Origin of the sequence: Phyllobacterium zundukense (assembly GCF_025452195.1) — a bacterium.
Classification (GTDB): Bacteria; Pseudomonadota; Alphaproteobacteria; order Rhizobiales; family Rhizobiaceae; genus Phyllobacterium; species Phyllobacterium zundukense_A.
Genome location: NZ_CP104972.1, coordinates 236,792 through 251,983 on the forward strand (window position 1 = coordinate 236,792; position 15,192 = coordinate 251,983).

The 15,192-nt window shown below is 51.2% G+C and carries 13 protein-coding genes and 3 pseudogenes; 9 read left to right on the top strand and 7 right to left on the bottom strand.

Annotation, left to right across the window (positions count from 1 at the left end):
- Window positions 1-418 precede the first annotated feature (418 nt).
- Genes N8E88_RS08595 through N8E88_RS08605 form a run of 3 tightly spaced genes read right to left on the bottom strand, consistent with a single transcriptional unit; the run spans window position 419 to window position 4,869 of the window.
- A complete protein-coding gene (locus N8E88_RS08595; protein ID WP_262292150.1) occupies window positions 419-1,201 on the bottom strand; it encodes a class I SAM-dependent methyltransferase in 783 nt (260 codons plus the stop codon).
- On the bottom strand, window positions 1,191-3,701 hold the full coding sequence (locus tag N8E88_RS08600; protein ID WP_262292151.1) for a glycoside hydrolase family 99-like domain-containing protein: 2,511 nt from the start codon (window positions 3,699-3,701) through the stop codon (window positions 1,191-1,193). The genes N8E88_RS08595 and N8E88_RS08600 overlap by 11 nt, the downstream gene beginning before the upstream one ends.
- Window positions 3,688-4,869: a glycosyltransferase family 61 protein gene (locus tag N8E88_RS08605; protein ID WP_262292152.1), complete on the bottom strand. Its 1,182-nt coding sequence runs from the start codon at window positions 4,867-4,869 to the stop codon at window positions 3,688-3,690. The genes N8E88_RS08600 and N8E88_RS08605 overlap by 14 nt, the downstream gene beginning before the upstream one ends.
- 332 nt (window positions 4,870-5,201) lie before the next feature.
- On the opposite strand from N8E88_RS08605, the gene N8E88_RS08610 reads away from it, so the two are divergent.
- The 3 genes from N8E88_RS08610 to N8E88_RS08620 all read left to right on the top strand — a co-directional run bounded on the left by N8E88_RS08610 (window position 5,202) and on the right by N8E88_RS08620 (window position 7,728).
- Window positions 5,202-5,633, top strand: coding sequence for a class I SAM-dependent methyltransferase (locus tag N8E88_RS08610; protein WP_262292153.1), 432 nt, complete (start codon window positions 5,202-5,204; stop codon window positions 5,631-5,633).
- Between the two features lie 76 nt (window positions 5,634-5,709).
- Window positions 5,710-6,219, top strand: coding sequence for a hypothetical protein (locus tag N8E88_RS08615; protein WP_262292154.1), 510 nt, complete (start codon window positions 5,710-5,712; stop codon window positions 6,217-6,219).
- 459 nt (window positions 6,220-6,678) lie between these two features.
- Window positions 6,679-7,728, top strand: a complete 1,050-nt coding sequence (locus tag N8E88_RS08620) for a glycosyltransferase family 2 protein (RefSeq protein WP_262292155.1) — start codon at window positions 6,679-6,681, stop codon at window positions 7,726-7,728.
- Window positions 7,729-8,088: 360 nt separating this feature from the next.
- Here N8E88_RS08620 and N8E88_RS08625 read toward each other — a convergent pair whose 3' ends face one another.
- Together N8E88_RS08625 and N8E88_RS08630 are read right to left on the bottom strand one after the other, a co-directional pair.
- On the bottom strand, window positions 8,089-10,329 hold the full coding sequence (locus N8E88_RS08625; protein WP_262292156.1) for a rhamnosyltransferase WsaF family glycosyltransferase: 2,241 nt from the start codon (window positions 10,327-10,329) through the stop codon (window positions 8,089-8,091).
- Window positions 10,330-10,643: 314 nt separating this feature from the next.
- The gene (locus N8E88_RS08630) at window positions 10,644-10,889 is read right to left on the bottom strand and encodes a DUF1515 family protein (protein ID WP_315975233.1); all 246 of its coding nucleotides are present in this window, start codon (window positions 10,887-10,889) and stop codon (window positions 10,644-10,646) included.
- Here N8E88_RS08630 and N8E88_RS08635 point away from each other — a divergent pair.
- Window positions 10,883-11,046 (top strand): annotated as a pseudogene (locus N8E88_RS08635) (DDE-type integrase/transposase/recombinase); the annotation flags it as partial. The gene N8E88_RS08630 and the pseudogene N8E88_RS08635 overlap by 7 nt on opposite strands.
- Here the strand turns inward: N8E88_RS08635 and N8E88_RS08640 are convergent.
- Window positions 11,030-11,131: pseudogene (locus N8E88_RS08640) on the bottom strand (methyltransferase); the annotation flags it as partial. The pseudogenes N8E88_RS08635 and N8E88_RS08640 overlap by 17 nt on opposite strands.
- Window positions 11,130-11,326: pseudogene (locus N8E88_RS08645) on the bottom strand (hypothetical protein); the annotation flags it as partial. The pseudogenes N8E88_RS08640 and N8E88_RS08645, both read right to left, overlap by 2 nt.
- Before the next feature lie 147 nt (window positions 11,327-11,473).
- Here N8E88_RS08645 and motA point away from each other — a divergent pair.
- Genes motA through N8E88_RS08670 form a run of 5 tightly spaced genes read left to right on the top strand, consistent with a single transcriptional unit; the run spans window position 11,474 to window position 15,179 of the window.
- Entirely contained in the window at window positions 11,474-12,355 is an 882-nt protein-coding gene (gene motA, locus N8E88_RS08650; RefSeq protein WP_315975234.1) for a flagellar motor stator protein MotA, read from the top strand.
- A 7-nt stretch (window positions 12,356-12,362) separates the two neighbouring features.
- Complete coding sequence (locus tag N8E88_RS08655; protein WP_262292157.1) at window positions 12,363-13,301, top strand: FliM/FliN family flagellar motor switch protein; 939 nt, start codon at window positions 12,363-12,365, stop codon at window positions 13,299-13,301.
- Complete coding sequence (locus N8E88_RS08660) at window positions 13,282-13,740, top strand: BAB2_0123 family type IV secretion system effector (RefSeq protein ID WP_262292158.1); 459 nt, start codon at window positions 13,282-13,284, stop codon at window positions 13,738-13,740. Before N8E88_RS08655 ends, N8E88_RS08660 begins: the two co-directional genes overlap by 20 nt.
- 18 nt (window positions 13,741-13,758) lie before the next feature.
- Window positions 13,759-14,112: a flagellar motor switch protein FliN gene (gene fliN, locus N8E88_RS08665; protein WP_262292159.1), complete on the top strand. Its 354-nt coding sequence runs from the start codon at window positions 13,759-13,761 to the stop codon at window positions 14,110-14,112.
- Between the two features lie 38 nt (window positions 14,113-14,150).
- On the top strand, window positions 14,151-15,179 hold the full coding sequence (locus N8E88_RS08670) for a flagellar motor switch protein FliG (protein ID WP_262292160.1): 1,029 nt from the start codon (window positions 14,151-14,153) through the stop codon (window positions 15,177-15,179).
- The last annotated feature ends 13 nt before the right edge of the window (window positions 15,180-15,192 follow it).

Consider the following 15,192-nt stretch of genomic DNA (forward strand, 5'->3'; position numbering starts at 1 on the left):
GCTCATGGCAACCGGGGCTCAGCACTTTTGGTGGACAACACGCCGGACCCCGCCGCTAGGGTAGCGGAGATTTTTTGTTGTGGCCGAATGCCTGTCCCGAAGTGGAGGTGTTATCCCGCGACTGCATTGCCAAATTCTTTCGACGGGTTTCTTCGTCAAATTGATAACGTCGCGCTCCACGGCAGTTAGCTTGATAGTCGTCTTCCGCCATGCGTGTAGTATAAACCAGGACAGCCTAAGCGCGAGTTTACCTGGACGCTAAAACCTTATCAGCCCGTCAATATGGCATCGTCAAACCGTCTTGGATCGTCAATCGGCCAAATATCCCCAACCTGCAAGGAGGACTCGATCAAAGTGTCTGCTCGCCCGCGGTAATAACATTCTGGCTCGCAGTCGTGATCCGGCTCCCAAGTTTTCATCAAAGCCAATATTTTACTGAAATATCGAAGCTGGAAATGAAACTGTCCGCCTTCGAAATTTTCAAATTGCTCCAATAACTGTCATATGATGCTCGGTCGATATCGCCTTCGGAAAATTCGTCGCAAATCTTATCGTAAATATCCTCCTTATTGGCGCGGTCAGGGTTGAGGTTGGTGATAAGGACCAGCCCAGTGGGAGCGCAATCAAAGACCTCTATTTTCAACTCGGGGCAATATTTGCGCAATGCAGGGACGATTTTCCACACGTCCCCAGTCCAGAATTGACTAAAGGAATTGGATTGCGCCCGGCGCGGATCATCCGGATCCCTCACAGTCATATTAAAACCCGGAGGAAGGCAATCATGTAACGCAATGATAGAGTTGCGTCTGCAATAACGTTCGGTATTGAAGAAATCCCGCAGCAGAAACTCAAATAGGTGCATTCCATCAAGGAATGCCAAGTCTATTTTGTCGCCAAGGATTGCAACTGGATCGTAGTGCCGAAAGAAAGAGTCACTTCCTTCTTGTATGAATGTACAGGACGGCTTGATTCCCAGTACGTTGTTTGTGACTTGAAAAAAGGGATCGACGGCAAGCGACCGGCACGATGAAAGTGCGAGAGTTCCCCCGGTTAGTGTTCCTATCTCGAAATAGGTTTTCGGCTTCAGGTTTTCGTGAAGCTTAAGCAAAAACGTAGTGTAGAACAGACCAGCAACCTCATCAGAGTGATCTACAGCTGCATCTTCAATGATCGCCTTTCCTTGTTCAACTTTAACTTTCACTTTGCGTAGCCTTAATATTTGTTTCAATTGATGTTCGCCCTTCTCCGCCCTCACGTTCGTAGACATTCTCATCGGATAACTTCCGGCCTATCGCCGACGAAACAGCTTCTAACCAACCTCGGCCGAAGGTCTGATCGGGTTCAAGGTAAGTTCCTTCTGCCCACTCGTTCCAAGCGTTTACAAAAACAGCATCCTCCGCAACGGGCTTCTCATTCATAATTTGCAGAACAGTGGCGCGCAGCCACCGCCTGAAGCTCGCAGGGCTTGCACCAAGAAAAATGTGGGCATCTTTGCCTCTACGCGCGGTATTATCCCAGCCCATGGTTACCCCTCGGTAGCGCTTCGGGCCGCGTTGCTCAGACATCGCGTCTACAGCGGCATCCACTGTATAATTATAATTATAGCCGTTGATGGAGTCACCAGTTTCGATCGATCTGGTAGTTTCTGGTGCCGTAGGAATGTTGTGGGGAGGGAATTCAAAATATCCGTCCAATCCCAGATCTGACGGGTTGTCTGGTAACTCGGCGTCATCGCCAAGACGTAACCATCCACCGATAATCTGAACATCGGTGATGCGATTCCGCAATAACTCAGCACGTAGTTTTTCGAGAGCCAGTTTGGCGTTAGGTATGTGCTGTACGCGGTAGATGGCAACGCAGCGTTTGCCTGAAATTCTCAAGTACCGATCATCCTGCAAAAGCGGCAAAATGTCAGCCGCGAATTTCAACTCCCATCCGTCTTCATAGGTTTGAGGTATGATCGTCTCCTTGGACAGACCATCCCAATTTCGGCTCCATGGTTCATTTGCCCAGCAAATCATGAAAGGAAAATCTGGCTGACCTGCCCGCAGAACGCTCTCCAATGGCGTTTCAAGAACTTTGCGACCGTTAAACCAGTAATAGTAGTAACAAAACGCAGATATGCCGTAGGCTTTCGCCAAACTAGCCTGCTGTTCGCGAATTTCCGGAAGGCGCAGGTCGTAGAATCCTAGCTCTGAAGGAAGCTTGGGCTGGCGATGATACTTACATTGCGGCTGGGCCCTTGTAACGTTTGTCCATTCAGTGAAGCCTTTTCCCCACACTCGATCATTCTCAGGGATTGGGTGAAACTGTGGTAGATAGTTTGCGATAATAAGAGGCGGCTTCGCCCGATCAGCTTGTCGCGAACCATTTTCAAGATCAGTGTTCGTCGTAATTCTCATGCCGGCGTTGTGGCAAGCGACGCTAAATAGCCGTTCTACAGCGTGCGCCAAATTCCCATCGATACCAATCGGTTCTGGCTCAAAATCATCGAAGTTTAATTTCAAGCTATCAACTTCTCGCAAAAGGAACGGCCTAATCCAAAATACGGACCCCCCCGCAAATTCCTGTTCGTAAACCTCGGTCGAGAGACCAAACCACGGCAGGTACTTTCCAAGGTGTGCTTCGTTACCTGCCCAATATTCGCGACCTTTGTATTTTGCACCATCTGCGACGTGCATTCCCATGTCCGGATCAGCGTCAAATGCGGCCAATATCGTGGTGACCCGATCTGTATCCCTCAACACTCCGTCGACCAGGTGTTGCCGCCACTCTCCTCCACCTTCACGGTAAACGCTTTTCTTTGAATGCAGCTTACAAATGTAATCGTATTGATAGAGAACGCCTGTAGCGACTATCTCGAGAAAAGGAATGATGTCCCTTCCATGGTTGTCGCACTGAATAATTTGCGCATCTGGAAATGTCTGGCGAATTCGATCCGCAAAGGGAGCATTTTCCTCACCTACCAGTGACACGAACAAATCGAACGCCTCTGGTATATCCATAATCGAATCCGATAGTTCGTCCCATAAGTCTGTATAATATAAATGCATGACAACCGCGATGCGAGCAGTTGGCTTGAATTCCTTAAGCAAAAGACGATCTGACCTTAGCATCGGCTCCACCCACTGGGAGTTCTTGTCTCGAAAAAACGCAGATGGACGGTGTATTACTTTCCCCTCAATCGTTGCGACGGAACTTTCGTCACTGTTTACAATGGCAATGGCCGATGGCGCGGATTCAAGCGGTGGGTTTTGCTCTCGGGATGGCACAATCCTAGTTAGGGCACTGATCGGACTGCGCATTAGTGTGCGAACCGGCCGTGGAATAACACGAGCAATTTTACGCACAGGTCCCAATGCCCTCCACAACGTCGATGAGCGCAAAGCCAGCAATTCACTTTGAACAGTCTCTCGATCCCTCTGAGCGGCATCTATCATTCGGTCGCGGTCCAGAAGCTCTGCTCTGAGCTCTCGATTTTGACTACGTGATGCCTTCAATGAAGCGCGGAGTTCGGTGACGCGTCTTAATTGGGTGGCTCCGCGTCCAGGTCCCTTCGTAACGGACGGGCTCTCAGTGGTTCGCTCTAGTATACGCGCAAGCGTTATGGCCTGCTCTCTCCAAAGGAAAAGCTCAGCATCCGGCTGCTCGGCTCGTAGCTCTGCGTCAGCCATTTGCACCGGCTTATCAGCTTTTGTCATTGTCAATTTCCCTTAATGCCGCCTTCAGAACGTCGATGTTGACGCTATAGGCCATCTCTATACCTTCACTAATGTCGTGATCTGATAGAACATCAGGAGCGCAAGCGCAAAGGTACCAATCAAGTCCAAAAACGCCACACGTCTGCCTCGTCCAACCATCCGGAAAGGTAGAAGGTTGAATTTCAAGCACTTTTGCTCCGGTTTCGCAGAACGCAACGTGCGCCATACCAGCACCGCCTTCGCCGACGACGACCCTGGCATTGCTCACCTCCTGCACAATATCGTTCATAGGCGTTATAGTTGGATCAACGATTCGAAAACCATAATCGATAAGCATTTCCTCGACCTGCGACCTGTTTCTCATGAATCGCTTTTTGCTCACCCCCCGGTTGATGAAAATTTTGGTCTGGTCGGTCTTCGTCACCGCCACACCAATTCTTAAAAGATCAAACACCGGACGAACAAATCGTGTAGGAAACTGAAGGTGCCCGTAAAGCATCGTGTTGGCCAATAGCACGCGAAATGTGGTGTGGCTGGGAAGGGGAGTATAGTTCTTCAATAGACCCAGCCTATCGAGTATGTCTTCTTGCCAAGAAGCCAAATGCCCACCAACCAAAGTGAAATCATCATTAAAATATGGCGACGATTTCAGCGCCAACGCAGCTCCAAGCCCATCCATAAGGAAATGCCCGAAATTAGGAGCGCCTGGGCCGCATATTGGCATGGCAATTTTGTCAACATATGGCACTTTCTCCCAACTAGAGATGCTTATATCCCCGCCTTCATTGCGGAAGATCGGATCAAAGGTAGCGAGGGATTCAAGGCGAAAATCGACGCCTGCCGAGGTATCAAGAGCTCCCTTGTACAAATAGTTTCCGCTGGCGATAACTGAGTAAGAATACGGTGAAAACAACGAATACGGAAGTGAAACGAATTCTATCCCCTGCCTATGTGCGATTGGTTTCGAATACCAATCATTTATGAGACTTTCCTTTTCCGCGAATGCGTTCTTTCCAAATTCGGCTGCCTTAACTACGTTATCCAAGTGCAAAAAATCGCTCGTCCGGTACAGCATCGGCTGAGCGTAGCCTTCCAATAGGGCTTGCATGAACTCAGAGAGCGTGCCGGCTGTTCTTCCTGTTACAGTTTCAATGAGCCGCACAGACATGGAAAAAGTCCTCTCAGGTGGTACCGATTCGTGTCACATCAGCTGCAACCGCTCTCGCCCCTAAGTTGTTGGACTCTTAACCCCAAAGTCAAAGGGTCTCCATGACAATTTTCGAATCTCCATCAAAGTTCACGGTGAAGCCGCTTTGGCAGGTTACTGAGAAAACCAATCCGATCGCTTGGATGAGACTTTCATCAGCAACAGAATGTCGACCGCCTAACGGTATTTGGTACGGATGCACAGCTAGCGTGAATCTGTTATCTATGAATCCGAATTCGATTAGGATAGTTCTCCAATCGATAGACGTTTGAATTCTTATTGGAGAACGCGTGATGAAACCGAATGAGTTTGGTCATATTCAGCAACAGGTTTCAGCAATTGAGAAGGGTTTGCCTGCCGATGCGAGCCGCTCCCTTGCGCTGCACCATTTGCAAGAACTCGGACTAAACGACTATCTGCAAACGCTGTGGTATATGCCAGATGCCAGATATCCTCGCCTTTCAGCTGCTTTACCGGCTATGGCCTCGCCAGAAGTTCAAATGCAGTGGACGGGTCAATCGGATTTGCCTCTCATCATTCAGACCACTTCATTTGTTCGCTCGGTAGCGGAGCATTACGTTAGGCTGCAGAACGAACCATTAACCGATAAAAAGATTCTCGACTTTGGTTGCGGTTACGGAAGGATGCTCCGAGCGTTCTCGTTTTACAGCAATAATGTCTACGGGGTAGATCCTTGGTCGGAGTTCTATACGCATTTGCAATGAAGCCGGCCTGACCGAATCCGTCTTTCTTTCAGATTATCTGCCAGACAGTTTACCCGTCCCTGATGATTTCGATTTCGTGTTTGCTTTTTCGGTGTTCACACACCTCAGTGAGCGCGCCACCAAGAAAAACCTCGCCGCAATACGGAACCATATGAAAGTCGGAGCACTGGCCTGCATTACAATTCGTCCCGTGGAATATTGGTCGCACGTTCATGGCAGCGAGCCTCAAGATTGGCTTGAAGCTCGATGGAACGCGCATCGGGAAGAGGGCTTTACATTTCAACCTCATCAGCAGCGTGAACTGGTAGATGGTGACATCACTTATGGCGACACGTCAATGACGATTGAGTGGCTTATGTCAGTTGCGGATGGCTTCGAATTGGCTGCAGTCGATCGTAGCAGCGATGACGAATACCAACGGTACGTTTTCCTGCGGGCTATTCCATTCGAGGAATCGGTGTCCAGACCGACTCGTTCTGCAATCCTTCATCGTCGCCCCGCGCCAGGCCAACTTGTTCACGAGACGCGAACGGTCGACTTGGTTCGAACGGTACTCTCGCGACTTAAGTCGCGAGTGGGCATGTGACAGATGGCCGGGAATTTGGCGAAACTGTTATTAATCAGATTGGTTAGCTCATTGAGGTATACGTTTCGTCTGGCAAATGCATATGGCCGATCCCGGGGAAGTTCGAATCCAGGGGTCAAGTAATGAGCTAGCGGTGCATTGCGAAATCCGACGAATGCACGGGCAACAATGGAGGCTTTTTTGCTAGATCGTCATGCAGATTTGACACAGCGCTCCGTGCGTGCGTTTTGACGAATAAGAGCTTTTTCAGGGTCTGTGCGATGAATCGAAGAACGGCCGCGCCGCAGGCCGCAAGGAGGGTCAGCGCGGCTAAACTGAGAGAAATGCCGTCGAGCAACGGGGCATTTCCTTGGTCGTGTGGACAATAATGATGAAGTCTAGAAGATTGGGCTTCGTTGATGTATCGATACCAACCTTCGATTTATTGGCGTTTCCGTCGCCCCAGCCGAAAGTTTAGAGATGGCAGAAACGACCCGGCCCCTTTCCAAACGAAAAGCCTCGATCGTTACCATCATCCCCTACTATAACGGGTCTGCGTTCGTTGAGCGGGCCGTGAAGAGCGCCTTTGGCCAAAGCGTCCTGGCTGATGAGTTAATAGTGGTCAACGACGGATCAACCGAATCTGAGGCTGCATTCGTGCGCGACTTGGGCGAGCGTATGAAATTCAAAGTGATTGACCAAGCAAATGGTGGTCAAGGATCGGCCCGGAACGCCGGGGTTGCTGCGAGCACATCGGAGTATATCTGCTTTCTCGACCAAGATGATTTCTACCTTCCCACTCATAACGAGATTCTCGCTAATGGCATTCCTCATGACAACAAGCGCTTCGGATGGGTGTACGCCGATCTATATCGCGCTGAAGTCAATGGAACCTTGGTCAAGAAGGAAATTGTCAAAAATTATGGCGAGCATCCCAAGTCCTCACTGCATCAGGTCCTTGGCACAAATCTGATGATACTGCCGTCGGCGTCGTTAATATCTCGTCGGGCATTCGAAGATGTTGGCGGCTTCGACGAACAGTTTACGGGATACGAAGATGATGACCTATTCATTCGCCTCTTTCGGGCTGGCTACTCAAACGACTTCATTTCAAAACACGTTGCTGTTTGGTGCATGCATGATGAAAGTACGTCAAACAGCATCCGGATGAGCCGCAGTCGCCTGAAATTCTTTAAAAAGTGGGCGTCCATTTTCCCAGATGACCCAAGTACGGGTGAATTTATCCTGCGGGATTGCCTTGTCCCAAGATTCCATACCGACTTTATTGGAGAATCCATGACGGCCATGTTGCAGGATCAGGAGAGCAAGACGAACATCTATATTCACAGACCCGAGCTTAGGCACATTTTGAATGAATATGCCGGTATTGTTCTGCGCAGTCCTAGCGTTTCGCAAAAGATGAAATTCAGGTTGAGAGTGCAATTAGCGATACTGTCACTCGATTCCAAGATTGCTGGGAGCGCGGCCAGAGGCGCTATGAGGTTTTTAAGGTCGCTTAAGGGCTCATAATATCAGCTTTCAACGGCTGCTGGAGCCGGGTCGGAAATATTATCTTGTAATTCCTGATAAGCGCTATTGCTTCGATCATAATAGTGATCCCTCCAGTCTTGCAGCTGTTCTGAAGAGTAAAGGGCAGACTAGACACCCGCTTCTCAAAGTTATTGAGCATCGCGCACTAACAACTCACAATGAGGCATCAGCGGCATTGTGCTGGCGACCAGGTCAATGATGGTTGGAAAGAATCAATTGCCGAAAGGGCGGTAGCCGCAATCCACGAACACGAATTGGCCGACGGCGACTACGTTGATGTACATGGCAGTTCACACCACCGCACAATGATACGCAGTTTACGGCAGTTATGGCATTGTCCTAATTCTCTACGTGCTCCCAGATTAAGGCTGGGGAAAACTCAGGAGTTGCCGATTCAATGTCCGCGATTGGACAGCGTATGGAACCCACAATGCCTATGTTTTTTTCCGCTTTATCGACGGCGTGTTCGAGGGCAATTGCAATACTCTCTGGTGTTACCACCTGAAGACTTTCAAGGAGCGGACTTCGTTTCGACAGGTCCTTGCAATCGTAGAGATTTGTGATGGTATGAATGCCTGCGTACGCCATTTCAAGCGGAGGATAACTAGGGTGCGGGGATATCATCAAGGACAAGCCGACGGATGCTTTACTCAGCAGTTCAGCATATACAGATAGAGGCATCTTTCCAGTAATAATGGCATTGTCCAGATCCACCAACTGTCGCACATCAAATGGCTCTCCGATGCAATATATTTGCCATTCTGCGGCTTTTAAAGGGTTTCGTCTGCTCCATAGTCCAAGCCCATCGATACCAGCTTCGAAGCAGTTCCGGACGGCAGATGGCCTGGAATAAAATAGAATTATCTTTTCCCGTGGAACCGGCCTGAGAGCCTCATCTATTTTCCTGTTTATCTCATACCGCAGTATGCGTTTATTAGAGTGACTATATTGCTTCGCGAAAAAATTTTCCAATTCTTCAGAATTGAATATGGCAAACGTATCGTCGTCACGACGATACGTTGAGTCGGCAAGTGCGTACTTCGTAGACCACCCATAAAATCCGGGCTCAAAATCCTGAATAAGATAAATGACTTTCGGGGCTTTCCCGAACAATATTTTCTGAGCCTCTTGGAGCCTATAAGCGTTTAAGGCGGTCCACCAAGCCGTCGCCATGAATACATCGTTCTTCGTCACTTCCAAATGATTTTTTAATCTGACAGTGGCGTCAACGATGGTGTGTTGTTTGCGGGTTTCACTTCCGATCTTCTGAATTTCATAACCTTGCAGGATATGCGGAATTGATTCACTTACAGGTGTCTCGCTTACTACAACCCTGAAGTCTGTCTCATCCTTTGAAGCGTCTGCTATCTGACGGAAGATCTTCAATGCTGTGTCAATTCCACCAAATATATGCGCAGATTCAATGGACGGAACCATCAGATTCAATCGTCGCCTACCCTCATATTTCGGAGCAGCGGTGATTCTGATAGTCTCATAATTCGTCTGCTGAGTTAGTGTGATATATTCTTGGCTGGATGTGGCCAGTGATTCGAATAAGGAAGTCATGTTAGTAGGCTCAATCTTGGATTTCGCACGTTTATCTGTGCTGACTCGTATCCAGGTGTGACCTGACTTTTCTACGAAATACAAAAGCGATCTTTCGATCGCATGCGCCAACGTCCCATCTACCTGACCGGCTTCATCTGGGAAATCCTGGTAATCCAGATTCAGGTTAAGCAATTGCTTTATCGCTGCCGACCTACCCCAGTACATAGAGCCAGATGGGAACTCGAGTGTACTGTAGGCATCAAGATTTATACCAATGCGCGCTAGCAACGTTCTCGCGATCGGAAAGTCATAACCCCAATTAATAACGCTCTTTATGAATTCAGCATGTTCAGGGTATACTACCCCGACATTGACCCTCGACAGGAGCGACAGATTGCTAGCAGCGATTTCTGGGCTCCCTATCAATGATGAGACTAAATAGTCCCGCCATGAAGCGTATTCGCCAGCGGCGTGTAAGGATTGTTTGGAATGGAGATGCAAGAATGCTGGATAGCGGTCATAGACCTCTCTATAGGCTATGTATTTGGGGGCAACGTCACGGCCCCTATTCGGCACAATTCTTATCTCGATCTCTACGGGAGATAGATCAACGCGGGAAAGCAGATCCAGAATAGTAGCTTTCTTTTCTTCGCTGTCTGTCGTTATGAATAACCCATACGGCACCGGTATGTTTCCCAAGTGCTTCGCGATCTCCGCCGTAATCTCTGGATAGAAGATATGAATTATTACGGCGACACGGTCAAAAACCGAAGTGTCCACAGAATCAAGCGGAATCGCGATGGATGGATTGACATTGTCTGGTATTGTCCTCGCAAGGACCGCACCAATCTCATTCAGTGATCCAGCATGTCGAAACTGCAAGGCAACGCTTGGGGTTGATTTGAACCAAGGAAGAGGAAACCTGAACGTTTCAATCCGAAATGCGACATACCTCAGGGAATGAGCAAATAAGCCCCGTGCCCCCTTTTCTTGATAAACTCCAAAAGCCTTGACTGCGTAATTCGTAACCATCCCGCTCCGACCAAATTTCAAAATGAGTATGCCTTTGCAGCGCTAGACCAATGGAGCTATGGTGTAAAGTACGTTAAGCGTCAGGAGCGTGGATGCGGTTAGTGAGACAAATCCTTTTGAGAAAAGAGAGGGCGGCAATCGTCTGCGGTGCCTGCTTCACGGCTATCCTATAGTCTAGCGTCTGAAGATTTGGGCAGACCGTCGTCAAATAATAGCGTCTTGTGCACCAAGAACAAAAAAGCCGGTGGGCAAAATAAGCGCTCGGATTCCTACATGTTGAGGCCCACCCGGCAGCCCGACCGGCAGGGCGATTGCTATTTGTGAAACAGTCTGGATATCCACTCTATCGAGCTGGCGAGGCTGATACCGAGCGCGGTGCAGGCAATCCCGACGACACCTAATCCACCGAGCCCCATCGCGCGCCATTGCTTCACCTGGTCAGTGACCTTCTTGCTGTCCTTGACCTGATCGGTGATCGTGGCGATGTCAGTCTTGATGTCGCCTACCTCGTTGACGATCTCATCCATGCGGCGATGAACGACCGCACGGTTAAGGTTCATGGATGTATCTTTATCGAGCCATCAACAGCCTTGGAGACACGGTCGGGTTCTACTTCAGGGAACAACGGGATCTGGCTGCTGCAAAGCGTTCTTCAACAAGACTCTTGGTCAACGTGGCCGACCTGATCGTGTCCCGTTGGCTATCCATTCATGCGATGGGCGGTGATGATCCACGCACGCGAGTCAAATAGCACACCATCCTCTGACATGTGCTTTTCGAGCAAATGGCGTAACCGCTGTAGCGCGTACGTGCTTGTTGAAGCGTTCAAGCAATTGCGGAAAGTAGCGCGAAAGACCAGCGATGTACCGTCGAGTGATCCACTCGGATATTGCGTTCTTGCATCATTTCTTCCAGATCGCGCAGGCTCGGGCCATAAGTCAGATACGCGCGCACACAGCAGAATGACTGATCGGTCGAAATGACGTCCCTTAAACATCTGACCTCTCCGAAGTTTCACCGGAGATAGATAATGGCCCTCTCGTACCGAAGAGTTTGCGACAAAGCCGAACGAGCTCCCATCTCTGCAAGGTTCACGCAAGCCGACGCTGTTAGCGCTCTATCCATAAATGGGCAGGAGAGTGTCTTGGGTATTCTTGTTGGACTCGTCGTGACGATGGGATGTCTTCTCGGCGGATTTATCGCAATGGGCGGCCATGTTGCTGTGCTCATGCAACCTTGGGAATTCGTCATCATCGGTGGCTCTGCGCTCGGCACATTCCTGGTGGCCAATCCGTTTTCGGCGGTCAAGGATACAGGCCGGGCCTGTATGGAAGCCTTTACCAACAAGATTCCCAAGCAGCGGGACTATCTCGATGTGCTCGGTGTCCTTTATGCGCTGATGCGGGAGTTGCGCGCCAAGTCGCGTAATGAGGTTGAGGTTCACATTGACAACCCAACGGAATCAACAATTTTCCAAACCTTTCCGAGCGTTCTCAAGAACCACGATTTGACTCATTTTATCTGCGATTATTGCCGCCTCATCATCATCGGCAATGCGCGCTCGCATGAGATCGAAGCCCTGATGGACGAGGAGATCCACACCATCTCGCGTGACAAACTCAAGCCCTACAATGCCATGGTCAGCGTCGCCGAAGGCCTTCCGGCACTGGGCATCGTTGCGGCAGTACTCGGCGTGATCAAGGCCATGGGTGCACTGAATGAATCGCCGGAGGTGCTCGGCCATTTGATAGGCGCAGCACTCGTTGGAACCTTCGCCGGTATTTTCCTCTCCTATGGCGTCGTCGGCCCGATTGCCACCAAGATCAAGACAACCCGTGAGAAGCAAAACCGCCTCTACATGATCGTCAAGCAGACATTGCTTGCTTATATGAATGGCGCACTGCCCCAGATTGCGCTGGAATACGGCCGCAAGACCATTTCCGCCTATGATCGCCCGTCCATCGATGTTGTCGAACAGGAAACGCTGACACCATCGGCCCCTGCCCCGTTGCGGCAAGCGGCGTAAGACAATCATGGAGATCGAAGCCGAACAGAAACGACCCGACGCGCTCGCAGAGAACATCCTGCGGGCTGCAGGCCTCTCGGTCGATGACCTTAAATCGCTGGAAGCAGTCTTCCGCGATCTTGCTGGTTCATTCGGTTCGAGGGTCGCAGCCCAGACAGATGTCGCGATAGGTGCAGAATTCATCCGCATTGAATCGCTTGAGAAGGATGCGATCGGCGAGAATCTCCTTAAAGCCAGCCTTGTCGGTATGGTTCCGGTTGCCAAGTGGGGATCACGCCTGATGCTCGCTGCAGATCGCAATTTTATCGATTGCGGTGTTGAAGCGCTATTTGGTTCCGGCGCAAGTCACGACACTGGCGCTGCGGCGCGGCCGCTGGCCTCCGTCGACCTTGGCATCGCCGGACAGATATTTAGCGATGTTACCGCTTCGCTCGATCATATTTTCTCGGCCGGCGGTGAGCCGCTTTTCCAGATCGGCGACCTCGTCGAGGCTGCGCATCTTGCACCAGGTACGGTCACGGAAACACGCATGATCTGCTGCACGATCGCGTTGAAGGCTACCGGGCGCTCGGGTCAGATCCTGATCCTTTTGCCGCGGTCGAGTTTCAAGCCAATGCAGGAAGCAATTGCCCGGTTGCTTCGGCAGCCGGCACATCATTCCGATCCTGCATGGGCCAAGAAACTGCGGCTCGAAGTCAGCCGTGCCCGCATCGATGTTGAAGCCTATCTGCAGCAAGGCTCGATGACGCTCGAACAAATCGCTCTGTTGCGGCCGGGTCAGGTGCTGCATTTGCCCAAGGACGCAATCGATCAGGTCCGTTTGCGCAGCGGCAAACAGGCGCTTTACAAATGTCGGCTTGGCAAGGCGGGCAGCGCATTCACCGTGCGGATCACCGATTCCGTCAATGAAGAAGAGGATCTCCTCGATGAGCTTGCCGCTGATTAATTTTATTTCGATCGCGCTGACGGCGGTGTCCCTCGTCGTCTTCTTTGCGGCGCTGCGCAAGGCCAACCGCCTTACAGCCATGAGCCGCATCATGGCACATCAGGTCGCCAGCTCTGCCGCCAATCTGCAGCAGGCATTGGCGATCCTGCAGGCGGAGCGGGAAAGCTGCCGCGATGAAAGTGTCCGGCTTGAGGCCAGGCTGAAAGATTCCGATCGTGTGCGTTCCGAAATCAGCCGCGCCATCGACCTTGTCGAACGTGCAAAAAATGATCTCAAGGACAATGTCAGGGTGATGCCGGCATCTGTCCAGCAAGCAGATATTGCCCCGGCAACGCCCGCGTTTGTTACAAAGGCGGCACCTCTCGCTCCCGCAAAGAATCTTCCCGTATTCGTCAACCGCATCGTGCGCAGCGCCGATGTGGCAAGCGCCGTCCTCTAACTCTGGGCTTTCCAAATCATGACCATTTCCGACAAGACCTCCATTGAAGACGAACTCAACGAAGCGATCGAAGATTTGAAGCGCGATGATCCGCAGCCGAACCGCAAATCGGGGGGCACGAAACCCAACATCGATCTCATCATGGGCATCCCGGTGGATGTCCAGGTCGTACTCGGCAGTACATCGATGCCCGTCGCCAATCTTATGAAGCTTGGCCGCGGCGCCGTTGTCACCCTGGATAAGCAGATCGGCGATCCGGTCGATATCGTCGTCAATGGCAGGGTTATCGCCCGCGGCGAAGTGATCGTTCTTGAGGACGATTCCTCGCGCTTCGGTGTCAGCCTCACCGAGGTTATCGGCAGCGGCATCTGATCCAAAATTCACACCACAACACTTAGAAGCCGGGCCGCATGAGCGATCAAGAAATACCTCAAAGTTCAAGCGCCATCATGGATCTGTCAGGTCCGGAAAAGGTGGCGGCATTGCTCGTGGCCATCGGGCGACCATCCGCATCGCGGCTGCTCAAGCATTTCACCGCCGATGATCTGCGTTCGCTTGCCGGCCATGCGCGCAAGCTCGAACCGATCACGCCGGGCGATTTCGAAGAGCTGGTCAAGCAGTTCGAAAACGCCTTTGCCGATGGCGCGCCGGTATCCGAGGCCGGGATGCGCTTCGAAGGATTGTTACGTGAAACGCTCTCGGCCGACGAAGCCAGCGCCGTCATCGAGAACCGCCGTCCGGAATTGCTGACGCAGGAGTCGGTGTGGGACCAGTTGCCACGCATTCCAGCCGACGTGCTTCATGCCTATCTGACCGCACAACATCCCCAGGTCAGCGCCTATGTCATTTCCCGCCTGCCTTCCGATATTGCCGCCAAACTCCTGATCCGTTTTGATGCGGCAGAGCGCAGCGCCATCATTCAGCGTACCTTGCACATCCGTAAAGTTGATCCAGCTGTTTCGACAATGCTGGAGGGCATCCTGCAGCGCGAAGTCACTGGCAGGGACAATACAAGTTCCGAAAAGAGCCATCATGGAGCGGTCGCCAATATCATCAATCAGCTGGAAAAATCTGAGATTGACGAATTGCTTGCCGGCCTGACCGATCTCGGCGCCGATGATCTTGCCAAGATCAAAGCCAAGCTGTTCACCTTCGAGGACATCGTGCGCATATCGCAGCGTGCCCGGCTTGTTCTTTTCGACGAAATCCAGACAGATGTGGTCACGACAGCGTTGCACGGCTGTGAACCGCAGTTACAGGAACTCATCCTGCAGTCGCTGTCCACCCGCGGGCGGCGCATGGTGGAAACCGAACTTTCCAGCCAGACCAACGTCAACGTCAATGCGGTGACACAAGCACGGCGGGCAATTGCCCGCACGGCGATTGTGCTTGCAGACCGCGGTGACCTCAAACTCGAAGCCGAAGAGCCGGCGGCATGAGGCGAGGTCGCTA

Bases quoted from the DNA above. Each gene is read 5' to 3' on its own strand.
- N8E88_RS08600 (WP_262292151.1), bottom strand. From the start codon at position 3,701: ATGACAAAAGCTGATAAGCCGGTGCAAATGGCTGACGCAGAGCTACGA.
- N8E88_RS08605 (WP_262292152.1), bottom strand. From the start codon at position 4,869: ATGTCTGTGCGGCTCATTGAAACTGTAACAGGAAGAACAGCCGGCACG.
- N8E88_RS08610 (WP_262292153.1), top strand. From the start codon at position 5,202: ATGAAACCGAATGAGTTTGGTCATATTCAGCAACAGGTTTCAGCAATT.
- N8E88_RS08620 (WP_262292155.1), top strand. From the start codon at position 6,679: ATGGCAGAAACGACCCGGCCCCTTTCCAAACGAAAAGCCTCGATCGTT.
- N8E88_RS08625 (WP_262292156.1), bottom strand. From the start codon at position 10,329: ATGGTTACGAATTACGCAGTCAAGGCTTTTGGAGTTTATCAAGAAAAG.
- N8E88_RS08630 (WP_315975233.1), bottom strand. From the start codon at position 10,889: ATGAACCTTAACCGTGCGGTCGTTCATCGCCGCATGGATGAGATCGTC.
- N8E88_RS08655 (WP_262292157.1), top strand. From the start codon at position 12,363: ATGGAGATCGAAGCCGAACAGAAACGACCCGACGCGCTCGCAGAGAAC.
- N8E88_RS08660 (WP_262292158.1), top strand. From the start codon at position 13,282: ATGAGCTTGCCGCTGATTAATTTTATTTCGATCGCGCTGACGGCGGTG.
- fliN (WP_262292159.1), top strand. From the start codon at position 13,759: ATGACCATTTCCGACAAGACCTCCATTGAAGACGAACTCAACGAAGCG.
- N8E88_RS08670 (WP_262292160.1), top strand. From the start codon at position 14,151: ATGAGCGATCAAGAAATACCTCAAAGTTCAAGCGCCATCATGGATCTG.